Raw genomic sequence first — 26,912 nt, forward strand, 5'->3', positions numbered from 1 at the left:
GTCACACTCTCCTGATCAGGACGAGCTGATGCCCATGGCCCGCCGGACCAGGTCGCTCGCGTCCATCGCGTCAAGGGATTCCGTCGTGTCACCGGTGGGGGCCGGTTCGTCCTCGCCCTGCCCGGCCAGCCTCAGCACCAGGTCCAGCACACCGCCCGACCGCAGCAGGTCGAACGGGACGGCGGCCAGCGCGGCCTGGAACCGCGCCTGCTCCGGGTCCGCCGCCTCCGGCGTCAGCTCCGTCAGCAGGTGAGCGGCCAGCGCCGACGGGGTCGGGTGGTCGAAGACCATGGTCGCGGGCAGCCGCAGCCCGGTCGCGGCGTTGAGCCGGTTGCGCAGCTCCACCGCCGTCAGGGAGTCGAACCCGAGCTCCTTGAACGCCCTGGCGGCGTCGAGGTCGTCCGGGGTCTCGTGCCCGAGCACCGCCGCGGCGTGCTGCGCGACGAGCCGCACCAGCAGCTTGTCCTGGTCGGCCCGCGACAGCCCTGCCAGCCGGTCGGCCAGCGACGCCCCACCGGTGGTCTCGGCGGGCGCGGCCGAACGACGCCGTGCCGGACGGGTCAGCCCGCGCAGCAACGGCGGCACGTCCGTCGCGGTCTTCAACGCAGCCAGGTCCAGCGGCGCTGCCACCACCACCGGCAGCGGCTGGTCCACCGCCGCGTCGAACAGCGCCAGTCCGTCCTCTGTGGACAAAGGCCGCATGCCGCCCCTGGCCAGCCGCCGCACCTGGGCGTCGTCCAGGTGCGCCGTCATGCCGCTGCGCTCCTCCCAGAAGCCCCAGGCGATCGAGGTCGCCGGCAGGCCCCGGACGCGGCGGTGCTGCGCCAGTCCGTCGAGGAAGACGTTGGCCGCGGCGTAGTTGCCCTGTCCCGGACTGCCGACGGCACCGGCGGCGGACGAGAACATCACGAACGCCGCCAGGTCCTGTCCCGCCGTCAGCTCGTGCAGGTTGATCGCCGCGTCCGCCTTGGGCCGCCACACCCGTTCGATCTGTGCCGGGGTCAACGCCGTCACCACACCGTCGTCGAGCACACCGGCCGCGTGCACGACGGCCGTGATCCGGCGGCCCTTCAGCACCTCGGCCAGGGCAGCCTTGTCCGCCGCGTCGCAAGCCGCTACCTCGGCACCGAGCTCGGCCTCGAGCTCCGGCGCCGACCCGGATCGGCTCAACAGCAACAGGTTCCGCGCGCCGCGTTCGGCCAGGTGCCGGGCCACGTGAGCGCCGAGTGTGCCCGTGCCACCGGTGATGACCACCGTGCCGTCCGGGTCGAGCCCGTGCGGAACGGTCAGCACGACCTTGCCGATGTGCTTGGCCTGGCTGACGAACCGCAACGCGTCCCCGGCCTGCCGGATGTCGAACGCCCGCACCGGGGACAGGTCCAGCGCACCTCGCTCGAACAGCGCCACGATCTCGCGCAGCATCTCGCCGGTCCGCTCCTCCCCGGCCTCGCCGAGCACGAAGGCCCGGTAGCGCACGCCGGGGTGTTGTGCGGCAACGACTTCCGGGTCACGGACGTCGGTCTTGCCCATCTCGACGAACCGGCCGCCCTCGCCCAGCAACCCCAGCGAGGCGTCCACGAACTCACCGGCCAGGCTGTCCAGCACCACGTCGACCCGGCCGAACCTATCCGCGAAGTCCAGCGTGCGCGAGGACGCGACCCCCTTCAGCCCGGTGAGCGCGCCCCACTTCGCCGGACTCGCGGTGCCGTACACCTCAGCGCCCCAGGCCTGAGCCAGTCGCACCGCGGCCATGCCCACACCACCGGCCGCCGCGTGCACCAGCACCGACTCACCCGCTTGGAGATCGGCGAGATCCCGCAACGCATACCAGGCCGTGAGGTAGACCATCGGCACCGAGGCCGCGTCGGCGAACGACCACCCGGCCGGAATCCGCACCACCAGGCGGTGATCCGCGATCGCGGTCGACGAGAACGCGCCGGGGAACACACCCATGACGCGGTCGCCCACCGCCAGGTCGACGCCGGGTCCGGCCTCGACGACGACACCGGCACCCTCGTTGCCCACTGCCGTCTCACCGCCGGGGTACATGCCGACGCACATCAGCGCGTCCCGGAAGTTCACGCCCGCGGCTCGCACCGCGATCCGGACCTCGCCCGCCTCCAGCGCACGGGGCTCGGCCGCCTCGACCGTCACGCCTTCGAGGCTCTGCCCGTCGACCGCCAGCCGCCACGGGCCGTCCGGCAGCTCCAGCGCCTCCGGCCGAACCCTGGTCAGCCGTGGCACGAGGACCTTTCCGTCGCGGACCAGTGCCGCGTTCTCGCCCTGCGCCACCAACGCCGGCAGGACGCCGAGATCGTTCTCGTCCACCAGGTCCAGCACGGTGACCCGACCGGCGAACTCGGCCTGGGCGGAGCGCACCAGACCCCAGACGCCGGCCTGCGTCAGGTCCACATCGGACTGGTGGTCCACCGCGCCGCGGGTCACGACCACGACGTGGGAGTCACCTTCGAGCAACGGCCGCAGCCGCTCCGCGAGCCAGGTCACCACCTCGAGCCCGGACCCGGATCCGGCCGGACAGGTCAGCACCACGTGGTCGACGTCGTCGGCGGCAGCGTCCAGCACGACCGGCACCCACTGCACCCGCATCAACGAGTCGCTCTTGCCGGGCCCGGACAGCTGGTCCGCGCTCACCGGCCGGGAACGCACCGACTCGACCGACGCGACGGGCGCCCCGGTGGAGTCGGCGAGGTCGAGCGACACCTCGTCCGGACCGGTGCGCCGCAACCGGACCCGCAGCGCCGCCGTGCCCTCCGCGTGCACGGTCACACCCGTCCAGACGAACGGCAGCCCGACGGCCACCTCGTCCGAGACCGCGCCCGACACGTGCAGGGCGGCGTCGAACAGCGCCGGGTGCACCGTGAACCGCTCCGCCTCCGCCCGGTTCTCCTCGGGCAGCGCCACCTCGGCGAAGACCTCGTCGCCGCGGCGCCACACCGCCCGCAGTCCCTGGAACGACGGCCCGTACCCGTACCCCGAGTGGGCCAGTCGCTCGTAGAAGCCTTCGATGCCCACGACCTCGGCGCCCGTGGGAGGCCACTCGTCCAGCGAGACGGCGGCACCACCGGAGTCGGCCAGCCGGCCTTCGGCGTGGTGCGTCCACTCCTCACCGTCCGCGGACGAGTACACGTTCACGCTCCGGCCACCGGCGTCCGGCGCACCCACCAGCACCTGCACGGCGACCGAACCGCCGGCCGGCAGCACCAGGGGCCGGTGCAACGTCAGTTCCTCCACGGCCGGGCAGCCGACCTCGTCCCCCGCCCTGACCGCCATCTCGACGAACGCCGTGCCGGGCAGCAACACCGTCCCGGCCACCACGTGGTCGGCGACCCACTCCGGCGAGGTCGCCGACAGCCGGCCGGACAGGACGACACCGCCGCCATCGGCCAGCGCGACCGACGAGCCCAGCAACGGGTGCGCCCCGCCGCCCGCACCGGCCGGGCCGGGGTTCAGCCAGAACCGCCGCCGGTCGAAGGCGTACGTCGGCAGCTCCACCCGGCGGCCTTCCGCCAGCCCCGGCCACGTGACGTCGACGCCGTGCACGAAGGCCTCGCCCAGCGACAGCAGGAACCGGTCCAGCCCGCCGTCGTCGCGCCGGATCGACCCCAGTGCCACCACGTCGGCGGTCTCCTGCACCGACGACACCAGCACCGGGTGCGGGCTGACCTCGACGAAGACCTGGCTGCCGTCCTTCACCGCGCGCAGCGTCGCCTGGTCGAACAGGACGGTCCGCCGCAGGTTCTCGTACCAGTACTCCGCGGTCAGCCCGGCGGTGTCGATCGGCTCGCCGGTCACCGTCGAGTAGAACGGCACGTCGCACGACCGCGGGGTGACACCGGAGAGGACCTCCAGCAGCTCCTCGCGGATCGACTCGACCTGCGCCGAGTGCGACGCGTAGTCCACCGCGATCCGCCGGGCGCGCACACCTTCCCGCTCGCACCAGGCCAGAGCCTCGTCCAGACCCGCCAGGCCACCGGAGATCACCGTCGACGCGGCGCCGTTCACGGCCGCCACGGACACGCCGTCCCACTGGCCGAGCAGCTCCCGCACCCGTGCGGCGGGCAGGCCGACCGACACCATGCCGCCCAGCCCGGACAGGCTCACCAGCAGCCGGCTGCGCGCGACCACGACCAGGGCCGCGTCCTCGAGCGACAGCGCCCCGGCCACGCACGCGGCCGCCATCTCGCCCTGCGAGTGCCCGATCACGCCGCCCGGCGTGACGCCGCTGGCCCGCCACAACGAGCCCAGCGACACCATCACCGCGAACAGCACCGGCTGGACCACGTCCACCCGGACCATCTCGGGAGCGCCGTCCACACCGGACAGCACGTCGAGGATGCTCCACCCCAGCAACGGTTGCAGCACGCGGTCGCATTCGGCCAGCCGCTCGCCGAACACCGGCGCGGCCTCCGCCAGCTCCACCGCCATGCCCGCCCACTGCGAACCCTGACCGGGGAACACGAACACCGGAGCCCGCCCGGACTCGTCGGTGTCCGCCTGGACCAGGTTCGGCGCGGGTGCACCACTCGCCAGCGCGCGCAGCGCGGCCAGCACCTCGTCGCGGCCGGAGCCGACCGCGACCGCGCGGTGCGGGAGCGGGGTCCTGCTCGTCACCAAGGAGTGGGCGATGTCGGCGAGATCGTCCCGTTCTTCCACAAAGGACAGAAGCCGTGCGGCCTGCCCTCGCAGTGCCGGCTCGGTCCGCGCGGACAGCACCACCGGCACCACCGCCGCCTCGCCGGCGGGTTCCTCGTCGGCTTCAGGGGCCTCTTCCAGCACCACGTGGGCGTTGGTGCCGCTCATCCCGAACGACGAGACACCGGCCCGTCGCGGATGACCGTCGCGTTCCCACGGCCGCGACTCGGTCAGCACCGACACCGCTCCAGCTGACCAGTCGACGTGCGCGGAGGGCGTGCCGACGTGCAAGGTCTTCGGCAGCAGGCCGTTGCGCATCGCCAGGATCATCTTGATCACACCGGCGACACCGGCCGCGGCCTGGGCGTGCCCGATGTTCGACTTCACCGACCCCAGCCACAGCGGCTTCCCGCGTCCCTGGCCGTAGGTGGCGAGCAGCGCCTGAGCCTCGATCGGGTCGCCGAGACTCGTCCCGGTGCCGTGCGCCTCGACGGCGTCCACATCGGACCCGACGAGTCCGGCGTTCGCGAGCGCCTGCCGGATCACCCGTTGCTGCGAAGGGCCGTTCGGCGCGGTCAGGCCGCTGGTGGCACCGTCCTGGTTCACCGCGGTCCCCCGCACCACCGCGAGGATGCGGCGACCGTTGCGCCGGGCGTCCGACAACCGCTCCAGCACGAGCACGCCGACGCCCTCGCCCCACGCGGTGCCGTCGGCGTCGTCCGAGAAGGCCTTGCACCGGCCGTCCGCCGCGAGCCCGCGCTGACGGCTGAACTCCACGAAGGCGTCCGGGGTCGACATGATCGTGACGCCGGCGCTCAAGGCCAGCGAGCACTCGCCGTTGCGCAGCGCGGTCACGGCCAGGTGCAGCGAGACCAGCGACGACGAGCACGCGGTGTCGACGGTGACCGCCGGTCCCTCCAGCCCGAACACGTAGGACACGCGGCCGGACATGACGCTCGCCGCGCTGCCGGTGCCGGCGAAGCCCGCCAGCCCGGCGCTCGGGTCGCGGGCGAGCGTGGCGTAGTCCTGGCTGTTGCTGCCGGTGTAGACGCCGACCGTGGTGCCGTGCAGCGCGTTGCCGTCGAGACCGGCGCTCTCGATCGCCTCCCACGACGTCTCCAGCAGCAACCGCTGCTGCGGGTCCATCGCCAGCGCCTCCCGCGGCGAGATGCCGAAGAAGCCGGCGTCGAAGTCGCCGACGCCGTGCAGGAAGCCGCCCTCGCGCACGTAGCACGTGCCGGCCCGTTCGGGGTCAGGGTCGTAGAGCGACTCGACGTCCCAGCCGCGGTCGGAGGGGAAGGCCTCGATGGCGTCACCGTCGCGGGACACCAGGTCCCACAGCTCGTCCGGGGTGGTCACACCACCGGGGAACCGGCAGGCCATGCCGACGACGGCGATGGGTTCCCGCCGGCGGTCCTCCAGCTCGCGCACCCGCTGGCGGGTCCTGCGCAGGTCGGTCGTGACCTTCTTCAGGTACTCGACGACCTTCTCATCCTGGGTCATGGCACACCTTTTGTCTGCTCAGCGCGCGGAAAAGGGCACACGGCCGCAGGGGCCGATCGCCCGATCGGCCCCCGCACGGCTGGTGGTCACACGCCCGCGCCGACTTCCCGCGACGTGCCGAGGGTCCGCAGGCCGCGGGCAGGAGCGCTGATCAGCGCGGCCATGTTGCCCGGCGGGTGGCTGTTCTCGTACATGAGCTGGTGGGCGTGGCCGACCTCGGACAGGTCGCCGCACCACGACAGGCACGGGTCCAGCTGCCCGGAGGCGATCAGTTCGGTCACCTCGCGGCACTCGCGCGTGTTGGCGTAGTGCGAGCCCTGGAGCCGCTTCTGCCGCATCCACAGGTGCCGCAGGTCGACGTCGGCGTTGTAGCCGGTGGTGCCGCCGCAGATGACGACCATGCCGCCGGCGTCGCACACGTACATCGACGTCGGGATGGTGTCCTCGCCGACGTGCTCGAGCACGATCCGCGGCGAGCGCCGGGCACCGAGGACCTCCCAGAACCGCCGGCCGAAGTCACGGGCGCCCCGCGTCCAGTGCGCCATCGCCTCGGCGTCCATGACCTCGGGCAGCCTGCCCCAGTGGTCGAAGTCCCTGCGGTTGATGACGCCCTTCGCGCCGAGCCGCTCGCAGTACTCCGCGCGGGAGTCGTCGGACACGACCGCGATCGGGATGCCGCCGAACATGCGCACGATCTGGATGGCCATCGAGCCCAGCCCGCCGGCACCGCCCCAGATCAGGACGGGGTCACCCGGCCGCACGACGTGCGGCGGCCAGCCCATCAGCTGCCGGTAGGCGGTGACGCCGGTGAGCATGAAGCACGCCGCCTCCTCCCAGGTGAGGTTCGGCGGCTTCGGGTGGCACTGGTACTCGTCCACGACGGTGAACTGGGCGAACGAGCCGTAGTTGTTCTGGTAGCCCCACGCGGCCTGCGAGGACGACGAGATCGGGTCCGTGCCGAGCCGGATGTCGGCGGCCGACTCGTCCCACTGGCAGCCCGACAGCACGACCTCGTCGCCGACGGACACGTCGTGCACGCCTTCTCCGACCGCCCAGACGACGCCCGCGCCCTCGGAGCCGCCGATGTGGAACCCGGAGGTGTCGCCCGCCTTGGCGCGCGCGGCGATCACGTCCAGCGGCGACCCCAGCGCGGACCACACGTTGTTGTAGTTGATCCCGGCGGCCATCACGAGCACCAGGACCTGGCCGCGGCCGACCTCGGGCACGTCGAGCACCTCGACCCGGAACGCCTCGTCCGGCGGGCCGTAGCGCTCGGGGCGGATGACCGACGCGTACATCTGCCGCGGCACCACGCCGAGCGGTGGAATTTCACCGGGTTCGTACAGGGTTTTCACCATCGCCGGATCCTTTTCACCTGAAGTCGGGTCCAGCGGCGTTCCGGAACGCGCGTACAAGTCTTCGGGAAATCGAACCCCGAGGGCGCCGGTAGGACCACCCCCACAGGTCCGCGACCCCTTTCCCGCCGGAATCGCCTGCTGTCTCAGGATTCGACTGTATGGATCGCCCGCACACCCCAGAACCCCTAGATCGTCCCCCTAAACGGACGCACTGGGAAGCGGTGTCACCAGCTGGGATGATTGCGCATTGACGTGGGGCGAGAGGCCACGTGCTTGCAGCCTCCCGCTAACCGCGTGTAGGGTCGGAAGTGGTTCGCTCGGAAGCGGATGAACGATCTGGGGGTCGTTCTCGTTCCCGTCCGCTACGCGAATCCATTTCGGTTTGTCCGGTCGCAATGGGGCGACCACCGCGGGACGTCAGGGGCAATGGGGGCTCTCTGACGGCCCCTGAAGGAGTTTGCCCACGCCCCCTGCTGCACGGGTTGCGCACAACCCTTCCCCAGGGACCGGAGGACCGTCACGCCCCAGCACATCGCGGTTGTCTGAGATTCGCACCCACTCACGCCGTCACCAGGTACACCCGGATCGCGACCGCGACGGGGCTGGTCGGCGCGGGCACCTGCTCCCGCGCCGGGACGCGCCTCCTCCCTCGGCACCGGTCACCACCGGAAAGCCGCGACGACGCGCGCCTTGAAACCCGGCTGGGTCTCATTTTTGACTTTATGGGGGGTCAATTCTGATGTCATTGGTCGAGCGCGGAGAAGAGCTTTCTGATTTTTCCGGCATTTTCGCTGACGTCATGCAGGGAAGAGGCCGGATCATCGTGGTGACCGGAGTGGTGGCCAGCGGCAAAACCGAGCTGATCGACACGCTCGTGGAGAAGGCGGCGGAAGCGGACGTCGACCGGATCATGGTCTCCAGCTCGGAACTCACCAGCAATCTCCCACTCGCACTGGTGGTGCAGTTCCTGCAATGCCTCCAGCTGCCACCGGACCTGCGCCGCGAGGCATCCGCGCTCTTCGCGGAGTCAATGCTGTCGCCGGCACCGGGCGGCCTGGACGACGGTGTACCGGAAACGTCCACAGCCCGGTACGCCCATTTGCTCAACGAAGTGGTGCTGACGGCCGCACGCCGCAGGCCACAGCTGATCGTGGTCGACGACGTGCACAACGCGGACGCCGCCTCGCTGCGGTGCCTGGCCCACCTGGCGAGAGCCATCGCGACCGCGCCGGTACTGCTGATGATCACCTCGCGGACCGGGGCGCGGCTCGCCCACCAGTTCTTCTTCGACGACGTCCTGCGCCAGCCGCTGAGCACCCACCTGCGTCTGACCCCGCTGTCCCAGGAGGGGACCCGGCAGCTGCTGGCCGCACGGCTGGGCGACCAGACCGCCGCGCGGCTGTCCGGCAACTGCCACGCGCTGACCGGCGGGAACCCGTTGCTGCTCAAGGCCGTCGCCGAGGACCACCTGGCCGAGGCGCTGACGCAGGTGCGTCAGCCGCCGCGGCAGCAGACCTACCAGGTCGTCGTGGGCCCGCGGTTCATCGAGGCGTTCCTCACCTGCCTGCACCGCGTCACCCCGGAGGCCCTGCGGCTTGCCAGGGCGGTCGCCGTGCTCGGCGAGTGGGCCAAGCCGACGCTGCTGGCCGCGCTGACCGGCCTGGACACCGCGACGATGGCGCTCGCGTTCCGGTCGCTGAACGAGTCGGGGCTGCTGCGCGACGGCCAGTTCCGGCACGCGACCGCGCGCACCACCGTGCTCGGCCACCTCTCCGCCAAGGACGGCACGGCGCTGCACCTCAAGGCCGCCGCCGCGATCTACCACGAGGGCGGCTCGGTGACCGTGATCGCCGAGCACCTCGCGGCCGCGGACACGTGCGAGTACGCGTGGGGTGTCCCGGTTCTGCAGTGCGCGGCCGAGCACGCCAACGCCGCCGACGACATCACGACGGCGGTCCGCTACCTGCGGCTGGCGTACCGGGAGACCACCGCCGAGCAGCTGCGGGCCTCGATCGGCAACCGGCTGGCCGCGCTGGAGTGGCGCCTCGACACGTGCACGGTCACCCAGCACCTGCCCACGCTCACCACCGCGATGCGCAACGGGTACCTGCCGCACCACCAGCTACCCGACATCCTGCAGTACCTGCTGTGGCACAACGAGGTGGACGACGCCAAGGCGTTGATCGCCCAGCTGCCGCCGGACGTGGAGGACTCCGACGTCCGCACGATCGCCGCGCTGCACTTCCTGCGCTGGTGGCTCACGCACACCTACCCGGAGCTGGTCGGCGGCGTGCGGGACGTCCACTTCGACCCGGCCCGGCACGACACGACGGCGGTGTCGGAGGTCGTGCGGGCACAGGCCCGCGCGGCGACGTTGCTGCAGACCCTGCTGACCGGCGGACCGGCGCACAGCGTCCAGCACCAGGCCGAGCGGATCCTGCAGAGCTGCCAGCTCGGCGACGGCACCCTGGAACCGCTGCAGGTGGCGCTGCTGGCCCTCACCTACCTCGACCAGCTGCCGGCCGCGGCGTCGTGGTGCGACGCGCTGTACCGCGACTCGCGGGACCGCAACGCGCCGACCTGGCGGGCGATGCTGGCCAGCACCTACGCCGAGATCGCGATCCGGTCCGGTGACATGGCCGCGGCCGCGGACTACGCGCGGTGCGCGCTCGGGACGTCGCCGTCGCAGACGTGGGGCAGCAACATCGGCGTCCCGCTCGGCAACCTGGTGTACGCGCTGACGGTGATGGGCGAGCACGAGGAAGCCGCCGCGCTGCTGCGGCTGCCGTTGCCGGAAGCCGTGCTGGAGTCCCGCTACGGCCTGCACTACCTGCGGGCGCGCGGCACCGTCCACCTGAACCAGGACCGGCCGCTCGCCGCGCTCAGCGACTTCCTCGCCTGCGGCAAGCTGATGCTCAAGTGGGGCATCGACCTGCCGTCGATCATCCCGTGGCGCACCGACGCGGCCGAGGCGCACCTGCAGCTCGGCAACCACAAGGCGGCCAGGCTGCTGGTGCACGAACAGCTGCACCTGACGCAGGGCCGGACGCGGGCCAGGGCGATCGCGTTGCGCCTGCTCGCCCGGCTCAGCGCGCCGGAGGACCGTCCCCGCCTGCTGGGCGAGGCGGTCGAGATCCTGCACGACTGCAAGGCGGAGCTCGAGCTCGCGCTGGCGCTCACCGACCTCGCCTCGGCGTACCAGACCCTCGGCGAGCCCAGCAAGGCGCGGATGACCACCCGCCGCGCCCGCCGGCTGGCTAGCCGCTGCAAGGCGGAGTCGCTGCGCAAGCTGCTGCACGTGGGCGACATCGAGGGCGCGGACCTGCCGGAGGCGGACGTCGAGCTGCCGGTCGCGGCGGACTACGCGCAGCTGAGCGAGGCCGAGCGCCGGGTCGCGGACCTCGTGTGCGACGGCAACACCAACCGGGAGATCGCGCTGAAGCTCTTCGTCACGGTGAGCACCGTGGAACAGCACCTCACCCGCATCTACCGGAAGCTGAAGGTCAAGCGGCGCGCGGACCTCGCCACCGCGTTGCAGATGCAGTTGCTGGACAGCAGCATGTGACGGATCCCGGGACAACCGGCCGCGGCACCTTCCCGGCGCCGCGGCCGTTGTCGTTCAGGGAGTGGTGATCGCGCGCAGCGCGGCGGAAAGGCGTTCACGGTAGCCGGTGACCGAGGCCAGCTTGACGTCCTCGTAGCCCCGCACCAGGTCCGGCAGCCCGGCCAGGTCGACGCACGCCCCGTGGTTGCCCGCGGTCAGCGCCGGGAGCAGCTGCTGCACGGCCGCGCGGTACTCCCCCACCAGGTCGCGTTCCACCCGGCGGACACCGGTGTGCCCGAACGGGTCCAGCCACGAACCGCGGACCCGGCGGCTCGCCGCCAGCACCCGGAACGCCGGCACGGCGAGCCACGACCGGAGCTTGATCTTGCGCCGCATGCCGAGCGAGCGCAGCACCGGCGGGTGCAGGTGCCACGTCATCGCACCGCCGCCGAGCTCGTCGCGGTGCCGCAGGTGCAGGCGGGCGACCTCGTACTCGTCCTTGTACGCCATGAGCTTGTGCAGGTTGCGGGCCACCGCCTCGGTCAGCGCCGCGGCTTCGGGCTCCACCCGCGTCTCGGTCGCGTGCACCGCCCGCACCAGCTCCAGGTACTCCTGGGCGTACCGCGCGTCCTGGTAGCCGATCAGGTCCGCGACCCTGGTGAGCACGAGTGCGCGCAGCCCGGCGGGCGCTTCCCAGTCACCGAGCACCTCCGAGGCCGCGGTGGTGCTCTCGGGCGCCGTGACCTTCGCCAGCGCGGCACGGACCCGATCGGGGCGGGCGACGGTCGCCCTGCCCCACTCGAACGCCGCGAGGTTCGCCTCCACCGCCACACCGTTGACGCGGATCGCCTCCCGCACGGCCGTGCCCGACACGGGCAGCAGTCCGGCCTGGTGCGCGGCGCCGAGGACCACGACGTTGGCCAGGGCGTGGTCGCCGAACAGGTCCTCCGCGATCCTGGTCGCGTCGACCCAGAGGTCGCCGGGCGAGGTCACCGAGGCGAGCCGTTCGCGCAGCTCGCCGGGAGCGACGCGCGCGGCCTCGACACCGACGACCATGTCGCCGGTCGGGGTGACGGAGTTGTTCACGACGGCCCTGGTCCGCCCACTGTCCACAGTGGCCACCGAGTTCGGGGCGAGTGCCACCAGCGGGTCGAAGCCCAGCAACAGGTCGCAGGTGCTGACCTTGTTCCCGGTGACCTCCGCACGGCCGATCCGGACGTCCGAGACGACCGGACCGCCCTTCTGCGACAGACCGGTCTGGTCCAGTCCCGCCGCGTGCAGACCGTCGAGGAGCGCGGCGGTGACCAGGACCTGGCTGACCGTCACGACACCGGTGCCGCCGACGCCGGCCATCCGCACCGAGTAGACCCGGCCGTCGGCCAGCTCCACGACGCCGGGAGTGGGCATCCTCGCAGGAGGCTCGGCACCCCGTCGAACGGTTTCCTTGCGCACGCTGACGAACGACGGGCAGTCACCCTCCACACAGGACGCGTCCTGGTTGCAGGACGGCTGGTGGATCCTGGTCTTGCGACCGAACTCGGTCTCCACCGGGTGCAACGACAGGCAGTTCGACTTGCGGGCGCAGTCTCCGCACCCCTCGCACACCCTCTCGTTGATCACCACGTCCGCGCCGGCCGGGGCGACGACACCGCGCTTGCGCTTGCGGCGCTTCTCGGCTGTGCACTGCTGGTCGTGGATCAGCACGGTGACGCCCGGCAGGCCGGTCAGCACCCGCTGCGCCTCGTCGATCCTGTCCCGCCGCCAGACGACGGCGTTGCGGGCCAGGCGCACACCCCGGTAGCGCTTGCGGTCGTCGGTCGTGACGATCGTGCGCGTCACGCCTTCGAGTTCCAGCAACCGGGTCAGCTCGCCGACCGGGATGACACCGGGCGGCCGCTGGCCACCGGTCATCGCGACCGCGTCGTTGTAGAGGATCTTGTACGTCATCCGCGCGCCGGCCGCGACCGCCTGGCGGACGGCCAGGTGTCCTGAGTGGAAGAAGGTGCCGTCACCGAGGTTCTGGACGAACGCGGCGGCGGGCAGGAACGGTTGCATGCCAACCCATTGGGCTCCTTCACCGCCCATCTGGGTCATGCCGGTGACCTCGCCGTAGCGGTCCGGCGGCATCCAGCCGACCAGCGCGTGGCAGCCGATCCCGGCGCCGACGAGCGTGCCGTCCGGCACCTGCGTGGACAGGTTGTGCGGGCAGCCCGAACAGTAGAAGGGCTTGCGCGACGGCAACAACGGCAGCAGGACCGGCTTGCGCGAAGGGGGTTCCGCGAGCAGTCCCGGCACCCGGCCGGCGACCACGTCGGCGAGCTGCTTCGAGCTGAGCACCCCGAACTGGGGCACGAGCACGGAACCGCGCTCGTCGGTCTTGCCCACCACCCTCGGCGCGGACGGGAGCCCGTACAGCGAGTCCTTCAGCCACGACTCGAGGAACGGTCGCTTCTCCTCCAGCACAACGACTTCCCGCAGTCCGGCGGCGAACTCGCGGGCCGTCGCGGGATCGATCGGCCACATCATCCGCACGTGCAGCAGCCGCACACCGGCGGCCCGCAGCTCCGCGTCGCCGACGCCGCGCTCGGCCAGTCCCTGCCGCAGGTCGTGGTAGGTCTTCCCGGCCGCGACGACCCCGATGCGGTCCCGCGGCCCGGACACGGTCACCGGGTTCAGGTCGTTGGCGCGGCCGTACCGCCGCGCGATCTCCAGCCGGACCGTGTGCAGGTTCTCCTCCAGCCGGTGCGTGACCGGCGGGAGCAGGTTGCCGGACACCTCGTGCCGGTAGGGCGCGCCGAGCTCCTCCAGCACCGGGACGGCCGGTTCGCCGGCCTCGGACAGGTGCACGGTGGCCGACCCGTCGACGACCTCGCTGACGAGCTTCATGCCCACCCAGAGCCCGCTCGCCCGCGACAACGCGACGGCGTGCAGGCCCAGCTCGATCACCTCGGCCACCGATCCCGGTGCCAGGACGGGCATCGCCGCGTCGTGCAGCGCCAGCTCCGACGCGCTCGGCAGCGTCGACGACTTCGCCGCCGGGTCGTCACCGACCAGCACCACGACCCCGCTCCGAGGCCCGGTGCCGGCGAAGTTCGCGTGCCGCAACGCGTCCGCGGCCCGGTCCAGGCCCGGCGCCTTGCCGTACCACCACCCGGTGACGCCGTCGACCAGCGCGTCCGGCCGGGAGGCGGCGAGCTGCGACCCGAACACGGCGGTCGCGGCCAGCTCCTCGTTGACCCCCGGCTGGTGCACGATCCCCAGCGGTCCGGCGGTGGCGGCGTTGCGGTGCAGCTCCTTGTCCAGGCCCGCCAGCGGGCTGCCGGGGTAGCCGGAGACGAACGCCCCGGTCCGCAGTCCGGCGGCGCGGTCGCGGTGCCGTTGCTCGATGATCACCCTGACCAGGGCCTGCACGCCGGTGAGGTGCACCGCCCCCGCGCCCGGCGCGTAGCGGTCGGCCAGCGCGAACGCGACCGGCACTGGCTGCTGCTCTGCCTCGGTGTCCAGGCTCATGACAGGACAATCCCCTTGGGGTTCGCAGACGACGCCTTGTTCGCAGTCCTCTCCGGCAAAAGCTAGGGACGGCCGCGACACCCCGGCAACCCCTAGGCAAACCCCTTACCGCTTTCGCACCGGCCGGGCCGCCGTGCGATAGTCGGATGCACGCGCGGAGGCCGGGGTTCGATTCCTCGCAATCAGCGGAACCACCCCTACCGAAAACCCCTAAAAGCCGAATATGACGCACCTCACGGTATCCGGAATGCGCTTTCCCGGTCTTGAGAAAAAGCGGGTCCGGGTGTTGGGTCGGACGGGTGGTCATTCAGCAGAACATCGAAGAGGCAGTGACCCTGCCACTGGAACGGCGCTGCCCGCTGGATCCGCCGGAAGGCCTGCGCGAGCTGCGCCAGGACCGGCCGATCACCCGGCTGAACTATCCCGGCGGTCACGTCGGGTGGCTCGTCACCAGCTATTCCGCGGTCCGCGCGATGCTCGCGGACAACCGGTTCAGCGCCCGCGAGGGCCTGGGCCGTTCGCCCATTCACGACATGCCGTCGGATCCGCGGATGATGGAACCCGGATTCTTCGTCACGCACGACCCGCCGGAGCACACCCGCTACCGGAAAGTGCTCACCGGTGAATTCACGGTGCGCCGGATGAAGGACCTGGTCCCGCGGATCACCGAGCACACCGAGCAGTTCCTCGACGAGATGCACCGCCAGGGACCGCCCGCCGACCTGGTGCAGTCGATCGGGCTGCCGGTCCCGTCGATGGTGATCTGCGAGCTGCTCGGCGTGCCCTACGACAGCCGCGACACGTTCCAGAGCGCCGCCGGGGTGCTGCTGAACCTCGGCACCACGCCGGAGCAGTACATGGCGGCGATGAGCGAGCTGCGGGAGCTCATCAGGGACCTGGTGGCGCGCAAGCGGTCGGAGCCGGGCGACGACCTCATCAGCCGCCTGGTGGGTCCCGGCGACCTCACCGACCTCGAGGTCCTCAACATCTCGTACCTGTTGCTGCTGGCGGGGCACGAGACCACCGCGCACATGCTCACCCTGGGCACCTACGCCCTGCTGACGCACCCCGACCAGCTCGCGAAGCTGCGGGAGTCGCCGGAGCTGGTCGACAACGCGGTCGAGGAGCTGATGCGCTACCTCTCGATCGCGCACATCGGCCCGGTGCGCACCGCGCTGGAGGACGTCGTGCTGGAGGGGCACCTGATCAGGGCCGGCGAGTCGGTCACCGCCTCGGTGCCCGCCGCCAACCGCGACCCGCTGCAGTTCCCCGACCCCGACCGGCTCGACGTCACGCGGTCGGCGGCCGGTCACGTCGGCTTCGGGCACGGCGTGCACCAGTGCATCGGGCAGCAGCTGGCCCGCATCGAGATGCGGATCGTCTACGCGGCACTGCTGAAGAAGTTCCCCGGGCTGCGGCTGGCCGTGCCCGCCGAGGAGATCACGATGCGGGCCGACATGGTCATCTACGGCCTGCACCGGCTCCCGGTCGCCTGGTAGCAGGGGAAAAGCCCCGCCGGCATCGCGGCGGGGCTCTCCTGGTGCGAGGGTCTCACCCCTTGATGGGCTCCGAGACGGGCACCGCGACGATCACACCGCTCTTGTCGGGCACGCACACGATGGTGGTGTCCTGGTGCGTCGTCAGCTGGAACTTGTCCGGCGTGAACGTGTGCACGCCGAGCTTGGTGGGCGTGTAGAGCGCCTTGCCGCCGGAGAGCAGCACGATGTCGCCCTTCTTCACGTCCGTGGCGTTGGTCAGGCCCTTGGCGGTGGTCGTGCCGCTGCCGGAACCGCCCACCAGCAGGTTCGCGTAGCCCTGCAGGGCGTTGGCCGGCACGTCCCCCGGTGCCGGCGAGACGCTGCGCAGGCTCGCCGTGAGGGCGAACTGCTGGCCCCGCCTCGCCGTGAGCGGCGCGGTGACGGTGACGTCGTAGGACGACGACGCCGACCCCGGCCACGGCGGTTCGGTGCAGGTGTAGGTGATCCTCAGCGTGTTCGAGGTCTCCTCGGCTGCGACGGCGGACGTGGCCGACAGCACCATCGATCCGGCCGCGAGGAGCCCTGCCAGACCTGCCAACGATGTTCGCGTGCTTCGCACTTCTCGTTTCCCCCTTTGTGGTTTCCGTCATCCGGTCTTGGCGTTGAACAGGGAAAGCAGCTTGCCGGTGTGGCGGTCGAGGGCGTCGGAGACCGACGACGCCGCACCGGAAGCGATCAGGTCGGCCAGCATGTGCAGCTGGACCTGGATCAACGCCACGGCCATCGGATCGGTGATCCGGACCGTGCCGTCCTCGTCGGTCACCAGCACCTCGTGGGCCGTGTTGACCACGACCTCGGGTGCGGGCACGACGACGTTGCGGAGGTGGGCGAACACCTGGGACGCGTCGGCCAGGCCGCGGAACCCGAACGTGCGCCCGATGGTGGCCACCAGCACCACGACGCCCTTGCCGGTCAGCGCCGGGTCGGTCGGCGGGCGCGACGCCCAGTCGAGGGCGTTCTTCACCACGCCGGGCAACGCGTGCAGGTACTCCGGCGTGGCCAGGACGATGCCGTCCGCGGCGCGGATGGCATCACGCAGCCTCGCGACCGCGGGCGGCGGCGGGTCGACGTCGAGGTCCTGGTTGTACAGCGGGATGTCGGCCATCCCGTCGAAGAACTCGAACTCCATGCCCTCCGGCGCGAGCGCGGGCAGCGCGCGCAGCAGCTGGGTGTTGAACGAGCCCGCGCGCAGCGATCCGGAGATCGCGAGAATGCGTGCCATCAGGTGGTCACCGTGCTCTCCTGGGGGAAGGCGTCCTCGATCCGCGGAATCGCCGCCACGAGCGACTTCGTGTACTCGTGGGCGGGTTCGCGCAGCACGTCCTCGACCGGTCCCGCCTCGACGACCTCGCCGTCGGACATCACCAGCACGTCGTCGCAGAGGTGCCGGACGACGCCGAGGTCGTGCGAGATGAACAGCAGCGACAGCCCGAGGTCGTCGCGCAGGTCGGCGAGCAGGTCCAGGATCTGCGCCTGCACGGAGACGTCCAGGGACGACACCGGCTCGTCGCACACCAGCACGTCCGGCTCCGCCGCCAGCGCCCTGGCGATGGCGAGCCGTTGCAGCTGCCCGCCGGAGAGCTGGCGCGGCCTGCGGTCCAGCAGCTGCTCGTCCAGGCCGACGCGGTGCAGCCACCGCGTCACCCGCGCCCTGCGGTCCCGCGCCTTCCCGACAGCGGCGAGCGCCTCGCCGACGATCCGTTCGACGGTGTAGCGGGGGTCGAAGGCGTCGAGCGGGTCCTGGTGCACGAGCTGGATGTGCCGGCGGTACGGCCTGCGCCGGGACTCGCGCTGCCCCGACCACGGCCGGTCCAGCACGCGCACCGAGCCGGCGTCCGGTTCCAGCAGCCCGAGCACCATGTTCGCGACGGTGGTCTTGCCGGAACCGGACTCGCCGACCAGGCCGAGGATCCGGCCTGCCTCCAGCGTGAACGACACGTCCCGCACCTGGGTGCGGCGCACGCCGTCCGGGCCGGCGAAGCTCTTGGACACGGCGGCCACCTCGACCACGGAGCCCGACCTGGGGTCCTTTGTGGACTTGGCTGGCTCACCGATGCGGGGACCGGCCAGCCGAGTTCCCCTGGGGTGCGCGGACGGCACCGCGGCCAGCAACTTCTTCGTGTACTCGTGGCTCGGCGAGCGCAGCACGGCCTCGGCGGTGCCGCGTTCGACGATCCGGCCGTCGCGCATCACCGCGATCTCGTCGGCCAGCCTCGCCACGACCGCGAGGTCGTGGCTGATCAGCAACAGCGCCGTGCCCTCCGCCTTCTTCGTGCCGAGCAGCTCCAGGATCTGGGCCTGCACCACCACGTCGAGCGCGGTCGTCGGCTCGTCGGCGATCAGCACGTCCGGCCTGGCCGCGACCGCCGAGGCGATCAACGCCCGTTGCCGCAGCCCACCGGAGAGCTGGTGCGCGTACTGCTTCGCGCGTCGTTCCGCGTCCGGCACCGAGGCCTTCTCCAGCAGCTCGACGACCTGGCCCGGCATCGTCGCGCGGGTCGCCAGGTGGTGGTTGCGCAGCGTCTCGCCGATCTCGGCGCCGATGGTGCGCACCGGATCCAGCGACGTGAGCGCGTCCTGCAGGACGAACCCGATGCGGCGACCGCGCACCGACCGCCACTGCCGGTCGGACAGCCGGGTCAGGTCCTGCCCGTCTAGGGTCAGCGTCGTGGCCTCGACGCCGGCGTTGGACCCGGTGAGGCCGACGAGGGTGCGCGCGGTGACGCTCTTGCCGGAGCCGGACTCGCCGACGATGGCGAGGCACCGCCCGGGGTGGAGGTCGAAGCTGACTCCCTGCACGGCGTGGACCTGGCCACGCGCGGTGTGGAAGCCGACGGTCAGGTCGCGGACCGACACGACCGGCTGGTCAGCGGACGGCATCCGGCAGCCTCCCTTCGAAACGGCGGCGCAGGTCCCGGCCCGCCACGGTGAACGAGATGACGGCCAGCGTCACGACCAGACCCGGGATGACCGTGATGTGCCACACGACGTCCAGGAAGTCCTGGCCGTCCGCGAGCATCGAGCCCCACTCCGGGGTGGGCGCCTGCGGGCCGAGGCCGAGGAAGCTCAGCGCGGACCCGGCGACGATCGCGGCGCCGAGGTAGAGCGTGGCGAACAGCAGCAGCGGCGGCAGCGCGTTGGGCAGCAGGTGCCGCAGGTAGATCGCGGGTTTGCGCTGTCCCAGCGTGATCGCGGCGCGGACGTAGCCGGACTCGCGCACGATCATCGCCTGACCGCGGGTGAGGCGGGTGAAGCCGGGCACGGACGACAGGCCGATCGCGATGATCACGTTCAGCGTGCCGGGGCCGAGGATCGCGACGACGAGCAGCGCCAGCAGCAGACCGGGGAACGCGAGGAAGACGTTGGTGAACCAGGTGATCACGCTGTCGGCGAGCCGGCCCGCGGTCGCCGAGACGACACCGAGCAGGACGCCGAGCGTCAGCGCGATCGCCGTCGACCCGATGCCGATGCCCAGGGAGAACCGGGCGCCGTGCACGATCCGGCTGTAGACGTCCCTGCCGAGCTCGTCGGTGCCGAAGACGTGGTCCCAGCTCGGCGGCGACAGCGCGATGGCGGGGTCGACCGCGTCCGGCGGTTGTGCGGTGAGCAGGTCCGGTACCAGCGCGGAGAGCACCAGCAGGCCGATGAAGAGCCACGCCAGCGACAGGCCGACGTGCAGCTTCCTGGTCGCGCCGGTGACCCGCGAGGGGACGGTGAGCAGTCCGGTCATCGGGAGAACCTCCCCACTCGTGGGTCCATCACCCGGTACAGCACGTCGACCAGGAAGTTGACGACCGTGAAGACGACGGCCGCGATCACGACCACGCCGCTGACCACCGGCAGGTCCTTGTTGGCGATGGCGGTCGCGAGGGTGCGGCCGATGCCCGGCCGGTTGAACACCATCTCGATCACGACGGCGCCGCTGAGCAACGCGCCGACGGTCCACCCGGACAACGTCACCAGCGGCACGATGGCGTGCCGGAGCGCGTGCCGGACGCGGACCGTGGTCTCGCTGGAGCCGCGAGCGCGGGAGCTGAGCACGAACGGTTCGCCCAGCGCGCGTTCCATGCCCTCCCGCAGCACCTGGGTGAACATGCCGACCATGCCCAGCGCCAGCGCGACCGCGGGCAGCACCAACCCGGAGATGCCGTGCCCGGCGATCACCGGGAACCAGTGCAGCCGGAACGAGAAGACCGTCAGCAGCAGCACGGCGACCCAGAAGTTCGGGGTGGAGATGGTGAGCAGCTCGACGACGCCGGAGATCCGGCGCAGCGCGGGGCGGCGACCGGCCGTGGCCACGGCCAGGACGACCGACACCAGCAGCGCCAGGCCGAGCGCGCTCAGCGCCAGCTGGACCGACGCACCGATCTGCTCGCCGATGAGCCGGATCACCGGCTGCTGCAGCTGGTAGGACTCACCGAAGTCACCGGTGAGCACGTTGCGCATGTACAGTCCATATTGGACGATCAATGGCTTGTCCAGGTTCAGCTCGGCGCGCACCTGGTCGATCAGCTGCTGCGACGGGCCGGACGTGCCGAGGATCGCGCGGACCGGGTCACCGGGGGTCAGGTGGATCGCGGCGAACGCGACGGTGGCCGCGCCGAGGACGACCAGCAGGGCCAGGACGAGCCTGCCCAGCAGGCGCCGTGCGGTGGTCATGAACGGGCTCCTGACAGCGAGACGCCGTAGAACAGCGGATAACCGGAGACGTCGAAGCGGAGCCCGTGCACGTCGGGGGACGCGCCGATCAGCTTCGCCGGGACGTAGATCGGCATCACCAGGGAGTGCTCGATGAGGTACCTCTGCGCCTTGGCGTAGTCGTCCGCGCGCGCCTTCTCGTCGATGACGGCGTTGGCGTGGACCAGCCAGGCGTCGAGCTCCGGGTGGTTGATCTTGAACAGGTTCGCGCCGCCGCTGGCCGCGGTGGAGCCGGTGGCGAAGAAGAACCTCAGCACGTCCGGCTCGTTGCGGCTGTAGCTGGAGTTGAACATGTCCATGTTGCCGTTGAGCAGGTCGTTGGTCCACGTGCCGATGTCGCGGCCCTGGCGGACGATCTCGATGCCCGCCTTCTTGGCCTCGGCCTGGATCCCCTGCGCCAGCGTCTCGACCAGATGCGTGGCCGTGTTGTTGTTGTACGGCCAGCTGATCGTGAGGCGTTCGCCGTTCTTGGTGCGGTAGCCGTCCTCGTCCCGCCCGGTCCAGCCGGCCTCGTCGAGCAGGCGCGCGGCCAGTGCGCGGTCGACCTGCCAGGAGCCGACGGTGGACAGGTCGTAGTGGATCGTGCTCGGCGAGAGCGGGCTCCACGCGCGGTCGAGCTGGCCGAACGTGGCGGTGCGCACCAGCGCGTCCAGGTCGGCCGAGCGCATCAGGGCGGTGCGCACCCGTTCGTCGGCCAGCTTCCCCTTGGTGCTGTTGAAGAGCAGGTAGTGGACCATGCCGGGCTCGACGTTGTGGAAGTACTGCCACGCGCCGTCGGCCTTGAGCGACTTGGCGTTGGCGGGCTCGAGGGACTCGCTGACGTCGACCTGGCCGCTCGTCAGCGCGCCGAACCTGACCTTGGCCTCGGACATGAACACGAAGTCGAGTCCGGTGAGCGAGGCTGCTCCCGTGCGCCGCGCCGACGGCGGGCCCCAGGCGTAGGCGGGGTTCCTGGTCAGGGAGATCCGCTCGTTGCGCGCCCAGCGCACGAAGGAGAACGGGCCGGACCCGACCGGCGCCCAGCAGAGGTTCGCGAAGTTCTCGCTGATCGACCTGGGCGACTGGATGCCGAGGTTGGCGGTGCTCAGCGCCTGCATGAACGCGCTGTTGGGCTTGCTCAGCCTGATGGTCACCACGTCGTCGCCGGTCACCTCGGCCGAGGCGTACCCGCTGATGAGGTTCTTGGCGGAGAACGACTTCGTCTTCGGGTCGACGGCGTGGTCGAGGGTGGCCTTCACCGCCGCGGCGTTCACCGGCGTGCCGTCGTGGAACTTCACGTCGTCGCGCAGCTGGAAGGTGTAGCTCAGGCCGTCGGGCGCGATCGTCCAGCTGCGCGCCAGCCACGGCTCGAACCGGCCGTCCGGCGTCATCTCGACCAGGGAGTCGAAGATGTTGCGGTTGATCAGCGCGGTGATCCCGGCGGGGCTCACCTGCGGGTCGAGGCAGTCGGGCTGCTGCCCTGTCGAGAAGGTGAGCACGCCGTCGGCACGGGCGGACCCGCCGGGGGCGGCACACCCGTTCAGCGCCGCGGCGGCGAGCATCAGGCCCGCGACGAACAGCCGCGAACGCACTGGTAAGGGGGACTTCATGTCCGGCCGCTCCTCAGAGGTTCTTCCGGAAATAGCCGGTAATGCGCCACGAGGCGGCACCTGGCGACGGCAAGCGTAGGTCGCCGCCCGCCGTCCGGGGACCCCAGAAACGACCCCCTAAAACCAGTCCACTTTGGCCGGTCAGGGGTTCGCGCGCGTAGCGTGCGGGACATGGAGGACGCGACGCTGATGCTGCCCCCGGTGGACGCGGTGCTGCACGTCCTGCGCGACGAGGGCGTGCGCAAGGTGTTCGGCAACCCCGGCACCTCGGAGCTGCCGTTCGTCGACGCGCTGGCCGGCGCCGACGACATCGAGTTCGTGCTGGGGGTGCACGAGGGCTCGGTGGTCGCGATGGCCGACGGCTACGCCCGTGCGACCGGACGACCGGCCTTCGTGTCGCTGCACATCGCGGCGGGACTGGCCAACGGCATGGTCGGGCTGCTGAACGCCTCCCGGTCGCGAACCCCGCTCGTGGTGACCGCGGGCCAGCAGGACCGCAGGCACCTGGCGAGCGACCCGATGCTGTCCGGCGACCTCGTCGGCCTCGCCCGCGCGGCCGTCAAGCACACGTTCGACGTGCAGCACGCCCACGACCTCCCGGTCATGCTGCGCCGCGCCTTCGCGCTGGCCGTGCAGCCCCCGGCGGGCCCGGTCTTCCTCTCGATCCCGATGGACCTGCTCCAGGAGGACACTCCTGTTGCCACACCGGCGAAATCGGTCGTCGCCGCCCTGGGCGCACCCGACCTCACCGGAGCCGTCGAGGTGCTCGCCTCCGCCGAACGCCCGGCGATCGTCGCCGGTGACGGCGTGGGCAGGGCCCGCGCGGTGCCGGCCCTGGTGGCGCTGGCCGAACGGCTCGGCGCGACGGTCTACCACCAGCCGATGCACGACGGCGTGAACTTCCCCGCGTCACACCCTGCCTACGCAGGAGCCCTGGAACCCACGAACCAGGCCATCCACGCCCGCTTGGAGCAGCACGACGTGGTGCTCATCGTGGGCTGTCACGCTTTCATGGCCCACCACTACACCCCGGGACCGGCGGTGCCGCACTCGGTGCGCGTGGTGCAGCTCGACACGGACGCGGCGGAGATCGGCCGCAACTTCCCCGTCGCGGCAGGCCTCGTCGGCGGCTTCCAGTCCACAATGGACGCGCTGACCGACCGCCTCCCTACGAAGCCGCGGATCACCACCGACCACCGGGTGCGCCGCGCCGAGACCCACGCCACGGCGTTGACCCGGTACGGCCCGCCGCCGTTCGACCCGCTGGCGGCGGTGCACGCCATCGCCGCGGGCTTCACGGAGGACACCGTGGTCGTGGAGGAGGCCATCACCTCGGGCGTCCTGCTCCGCTCGGTGCTGAGCCTCGACCTGCCCGGTTCCCTGGTGCACACCGTCGGCGGCGGCCTGGGCTCGGGCATCGGCGCCGCGGTGGGCACCCGCCTGGCCGACCCCCACCGCCCCGTCGTGGCGGTGCTGGGCGACGGCTGCACGATGTTCGGCCTGCAAGGCCTCTGGTCTGCGGCCCACTACGAGGTGCCCGTGACGTTCGTCGTGATGAACAACGGCGAGTACCGGACCCTCAAGGAAACCCTGGACAGGTGGGACGCACGCGCGTCCCGGCGGGCCGGCTACCCCGGCTTCTCACTGGGGCCGCCCGCGCTCGACTTCACCAGGGCGGCGTCGTTCTTCGGCATCGACGCCGTCCGCCCCGGTTCGCTCGGCGAGCTCACCACCCTGGTGGCCGAGTCGCTGACGAACCCGAAACCGCTCCTGGTGGACGTGCCGATCACCGCTCACAGCTGAGGCATCACCGGCCGCGCCGCCGCGCCTCGTGGTGGGCGGCCATGCGCACGGGAGCGTTGCCCACGCCGAAACCGCGGTACCCGCCGATCCGTTGCACCACCTCGAAGAACACCCTGGCGCCGGCCAGCTCGGTGTAGAAGTGCAGGTACTCGCCGTGGTCGTCGCGGTCGTACAGCACGGAGTGCTCGCGCAGGGCGTCGAGGCGGCCGGCAGGCAGGGCGGTGCGGGCCGCGAGGTCGTCGTAGTAGTTGCCCGGGATGTCCACGAGGTGCGCGCCCGACCGCCGGAGGGCGGAGGCGGTGGCGATCGCGTCGGTGCAGCTGAAGGCGATGTGTTGCGGTTCCCGCACGGCCGGGGCCCAGCCGCCACGGCGGACCAGGGCGCAGTCGAGGGTGAGGCGGATGCCGGTGCCGCTCACGCCCCGGCCTCGCACCAGGCCGAACGGGGCCGCGAACTCGGTGGTGGCGCCTGGGGTCAGGCCCAGCACGGCGCGGTAGAAGAGGGTGGCCTCGTCGAAGTTGTCGAAGGGCTGGGTCAGGGCCACGTGGTCGATGCCGGTGATGCCCGCGCCGGCGGCCGGTTCGGCGTCCGGCACGAAGTCGGTCAGCCAGTCGTCGTTGGCGCACAGGAGGAGTTGCGTGCCGTCGGGCGCGGCGATCGCGGTCAGGAGGGCCTCGCCGGGGCCGGGGGTGCGTGCCAGCGGTGGCGCCAGGAGTGCCTTCGCGCGTGACGCCGCGGCCGCCGGGTCCGGGACGGAGATGCCCAGTGCCCCCACGGCGCCGGGCTCGCCGGCCGAGTTGACCAGCACGCGGGCCTCGCCCTGCGTCCACAGCTCCACCGGCTTCGAGCGGTGCACGCCCGTCCTGGTGAAGCCCAGCGCGGCGAGGTCCGACTCCCCCACCAGCTCGGCGAAGGCGTAGCCGCTCGGGACGGGCGCGGCGGGGACGTCCAGCAGGCCCAGGGAGTCCTTCAGCCAGACCAGTGAGCGCATCGCGTCCACCGCGGTCCGGTGCGGGTCGGACTGGCGGAAGACGTCGTTGAAGACCTCGAGCGAGAGCGGGCCGCTGTAGCCCGTGCCGAGGACGTCGCGGGTGAACGTCGTCAGGTCGAAGTCGCCCTGCCCCGGGAAGAGGCGGTGGTGGCGGCTCCACTGGAGGACGTCCATGGGCAGCGTCGGGGCGTCGGCGAGCTGCAGGAAGAAGATCTTGTCGCCCGGAATGGTCCGAATGGCTCGTGGATCGTCCCCTTTGGACAGGATGTGGAAGCTGTCCAGGCAGACCCCGAGTGCCGGGTGGGCGGCACGGCGGACGATCCGCCAGGCGTGCTCGTAGCCGTCGACGTACCTGCCCCAGGCCAGTGCCTCGTAGGCGATGCGGAGGCCTCGTTCGGCGGCGCGTGCCGCCAGCAGGTTCAGCTGCTCGGCCGCCAGGTCGTCGTCGTCGATCGCGTCCGGCGAGACCGAGGAGCACACCAGCACGGTGTCCGCGCCGAGGTCGGCCATGACGTCGAACTTGCGCTCGGCGCGGTGGAGGTTGGCGGCGAGGACGTCCGGCGGGACCGCCTCGAAGTCGCGGAACGGCTGGTACAGGTCGACGGTCAGGCCGAGGTCCGCGCAGCGCCGGCGGATCTCCGACGGGCTGCGGCGGGAGGCGACCAGGTCGTTCTCGAACAGCTCGACGCCGTCGAAGCCCGCCTCGGCGGCCGCGGCCAGCTTGTCGTCCAGCGTGCCGGACAGGCACACGGTGGCGATGGCGGTGCGCGGGTCAGGACGCATGGGCGGGCTCACCCTCCAGCTCCTCGAAGTGGGCGAGCATGCGGTCGGCGTCGGGTTCCACGCCGGTGAACAGCCGCAGCGACTCGGCTGCCTGGAGGACGACCATGCCGCCGCCGTGCAACACGCGGCATCCCCGTGCGCGCGCCGCGGCCAGGAGTGCGGTCTCCAGGGGCCGGTAGACGATGTCGGCCACCCAGAGTTCCTCGCGCAGCAACGACTCGTCGATCGGGAGGCCGGGATGCGCGGCCATGCCCGTGGGGGTGGCGTGCACCAGGCCGTCGGCGGCACGGACGGCGTCGGGAGTGCACGTGACGGCCCGGCCGGCCCCGAACCTGCTGCGCAACGACGCCACCAGTTGCTCGCCGCGGGACTGGTCCACGTCGTGGACGCCCAGGCGTCCCGTACCCAGTGACAGGAGTGCGTGGCCGACGGCGGCACCTGCGCCACCCGCGCCCAGCAGGACGACGGAGTTCATGCGCGCGTCCGGGAGACCCCGGCTCAGGCTGCGGGCGAAGCCCGTCGCGTCGGTGTTGTGGCCGATCGCACGGCCGCCGTCGAACACCACGGTGTTGACCGCGCCCAACGCCGCGGCTTCCGGGACCAGGTCGTCGAGGTGCGGCAGAACGGCCTGCTTGCCCGGATGGGTGATGTTGAGACCGTGGAACCCCTCGGCCCCGGCCGCGGCGAGCACCTCGCCCACTGACTGGTCGAGCACGTCGAGGTCGAGGAGGCGGTAGGTGTAGCGCAGCCCGAGCTCGGCGGCCTCGCGTTCGTGCAGGGCCGGGCTCAGGGACGGGCCGATGCCGGAGCCGATCAGCCCGATCAGGTAGTGGGTCACCCAGCCTCCCAGCAATGTACGAACTAGTGAGTTCACGGTAGCGCACCAGCCTGCGGGCAGGAAGTGCTGCACTAGAGTTGGCAGGTCGTCCGCAGATCGAAGGG

Annotated in this window: 14 protein-coding genes; 3 read left to right on the top strand and 11 right to left on the bottom strand. The window is 71.6% G+C overall.

Annotation, left to right across the window (positions count from 1 at the left end; all coding sequences use genetic code 11):
* Positions 1-15 precede the first annotated feature (15 nt).
* Positions 16-6,156: a type I polyketide synthase gene (locus VM306_RS31070; protein ID WP_325521319.1), complete on the bottom strand. Its 6,141-nt coding sequence runs from the start codon at positions 6,154-6,156 to the stop codon at positions 16-18.
* An 86-nt stretch (positions 6,157-6,242) separates the two neighbouring features.
* Positions 6,243-7,514: a crotonyl-CoA carboxylase/reductase gene (ccrA, locus tag VM306_RS31075; protein WP_325521320.1), complete on the bottom strand. Its 1,272-nt coding sequence runs from the start codon at positions 7,512-7,514 to the stop codon at positions 6,243-6,245.
* 739 nt (positions 7,515-8,253) lie between these two features.
* Here ccrA and VM306_RS31080 point away from each other — a divergent pair.
* The gene (locus VM306_RS31080) at positions 8,254-11,079 is read left to right on the top strand and encodes an ATP-binding protein (RefSeq protein WP_325521321.1); all 2,826 of its coding nucleotides are present in this window, start codon (positions 8,254-8,256) and stop codon (positions 11,077-11,079) included.
* Positions 11,080-11,133: 54 nt separating this feature from the next.
* Here VM306_RS31080 and VM306_RS31085 read toward each other — a convergent pair whose 3' ends face one another.
* On the bottom strand, positions 11,134-14,568 hold the full coding sequence (locus VM306_RS31085) for an indolepyruvate ferredoxin oxidoreductase family protein (protein ID WP_325521322.1): 3,435 nt from the start codon (positions 14,566-14,568) through the stop codon (positions 11,134-11,136).
* Between the two features lie 329 nt (positions 14,569-14,897).
* Between VM306_RS31085 and VM306_RS31090 the strand changes: the two genes are divergently transcribed.
* The gene (locus VM306_RS31090; protein ID WP_325521323.1) at positions 14,898-16,067 is read left to right on the top strand and encodes a cytochrome P450; all 1,170 of its coding nucleotides are present in this window, start codon (positions 14,898-14,900) and stop codon (positions 16,065-16,067) included.
* A gap of 52 nt (positions 16,068-16,119) precedes the next feature.
* Here VM306_RS31090 and VM306_RS31095 read toward each other — a convergent pair whose 3' ends face one another.
* From VM306_RS31095 to VM306_RS31120, 6 genes are read right to left on the bottom strand one after another with little or no spacing between them, the layout of a single operon-like run.
* On the bottom strand, positions 16,120-16,665 hold the full coding sequence (locus VM306_RS31095) for a hypothetical protein (protein WP_325521324.1): 546 nt from the start codon (positions 16,663-16,665) through the stop codon (positions 16,120-16,122).
* A 27-nt stretch (positions 16,666-16,692) separates the two neighbouring features.
* Entirely contained in the window at positions 16,693-17,328 is a 636-nt protein-coding gene (locus tag VM306_RS31100) for an NAD(P)H-dependent oxidoreductase (RefSeq protein ID WP_325521325.1), read from the bottom strand.
* Entirely contained in the window at positions 17,328-18,986 is a 1,659-nt protein-coding gene (locus VM306_RS31105; protein ID WP_325521326.1) for an ABC transporter ATP-binding protein, read from the bottom strand. Before VM306_RS31105 ends, VM306_RS31100 begins: the two co-directional genes overlap by 1 nt.
* Positions 18,973-19,836: an ABC transporter permease gene (locus VM306_RS31110; RefSeq protein WP_325521327.1), complete on the bottom strand. Its 864-nt coding sequence runs from the start codon at positions 19,834-19,836 to the stop codon at positions 18,973-18,975. Before VM306_RS31110 ends, VM306_RS31105 begins: the two co-directional genes overlap by 14 nt.
* Positions 19,833-20,765, bottom strand: coding sequence for an ABC transporter permease (locus tag VM306_RS31115; RefSeq protein ID WP_325521328.1), 933 nt, complete (start codon positions 20,763-20,765; stop codon positions 19,833-19,835). Before VM306_RS31115 ends, VM306_RS31110 begins: the two co-directional genes overlap by 4 nt.
* Positions 20,762-22,393 (bottom strand): ABC transporter substrate-binding protein, encoded by a 1,632-nt coding sequence (locus VM306_RS31120; protein WP_325521329.1) that lies wholly within the window; start codon positions 22,391-22,393, stop codon positions 20,762-20,764. The genes VM306_RS31115 and VM306_RS31120 overlap by 4 nt, the downstream gene beginning before the upstream one ends.
* 171 nt (positions 22,394-22,564) lie before the next feature.
* On the opposite strand from VM306_RS31120, the gene VM306_RS31125 reads away from it, so the two are divergent.
* Positions 22,565-24,196, top strand: coding sequence for a thiamine pyrophosphate-binding protein (locus VM306_RS31125; protein ID WP_325521330.1), 1,632 nt, complete (start codon positions 22,565-22,567; stop codon positions 24,194-24,196).
* Positions 24,197-24,200: 4 nt separating this feature from the next.
* On the opposite strand, the gene VM306_RS31130 is transcribed toward VM306_RS31125, so the two are convergent.
* Complete coding sequence (locus tag VM306_RS31130; protein WP_325521355.1) at positions 24,201-25,970, bottom strand: bifunctional sugar phosphate isomerase/epimerase/4-hydroxyphenylpyruvate dioxygenase family protein; 1,770 nt, start codon at positions 25,968-25,970, stop codon at positions 24,201-24,203.
* On the bottom strand, positions 25,960-26,808 hold the full coding sequence (locus tag VM306_RS31135; protein ID WP_325521331.1) for a shikimate dehydrogenase: 849 nt from the start codon (positions 26,806-26,808) through the stop codon (positions 25,960-25,962). The genes VM306_RS31130 and VM306_RS31135 overlap by 11 nt, the downstream gene beginning before the upstream one ends.
* Positions 26,809-26,912: the final 104 nt, after the last annotated feature.

It is taken from the genome of Lentzea sp., assembly GCF_035525475.1.
Classification (GTDB): Bacteria; Actinomycetota; Actinomycetes; order Mycobacteriales; family Pseudonocardiaceae; genus Lentzea.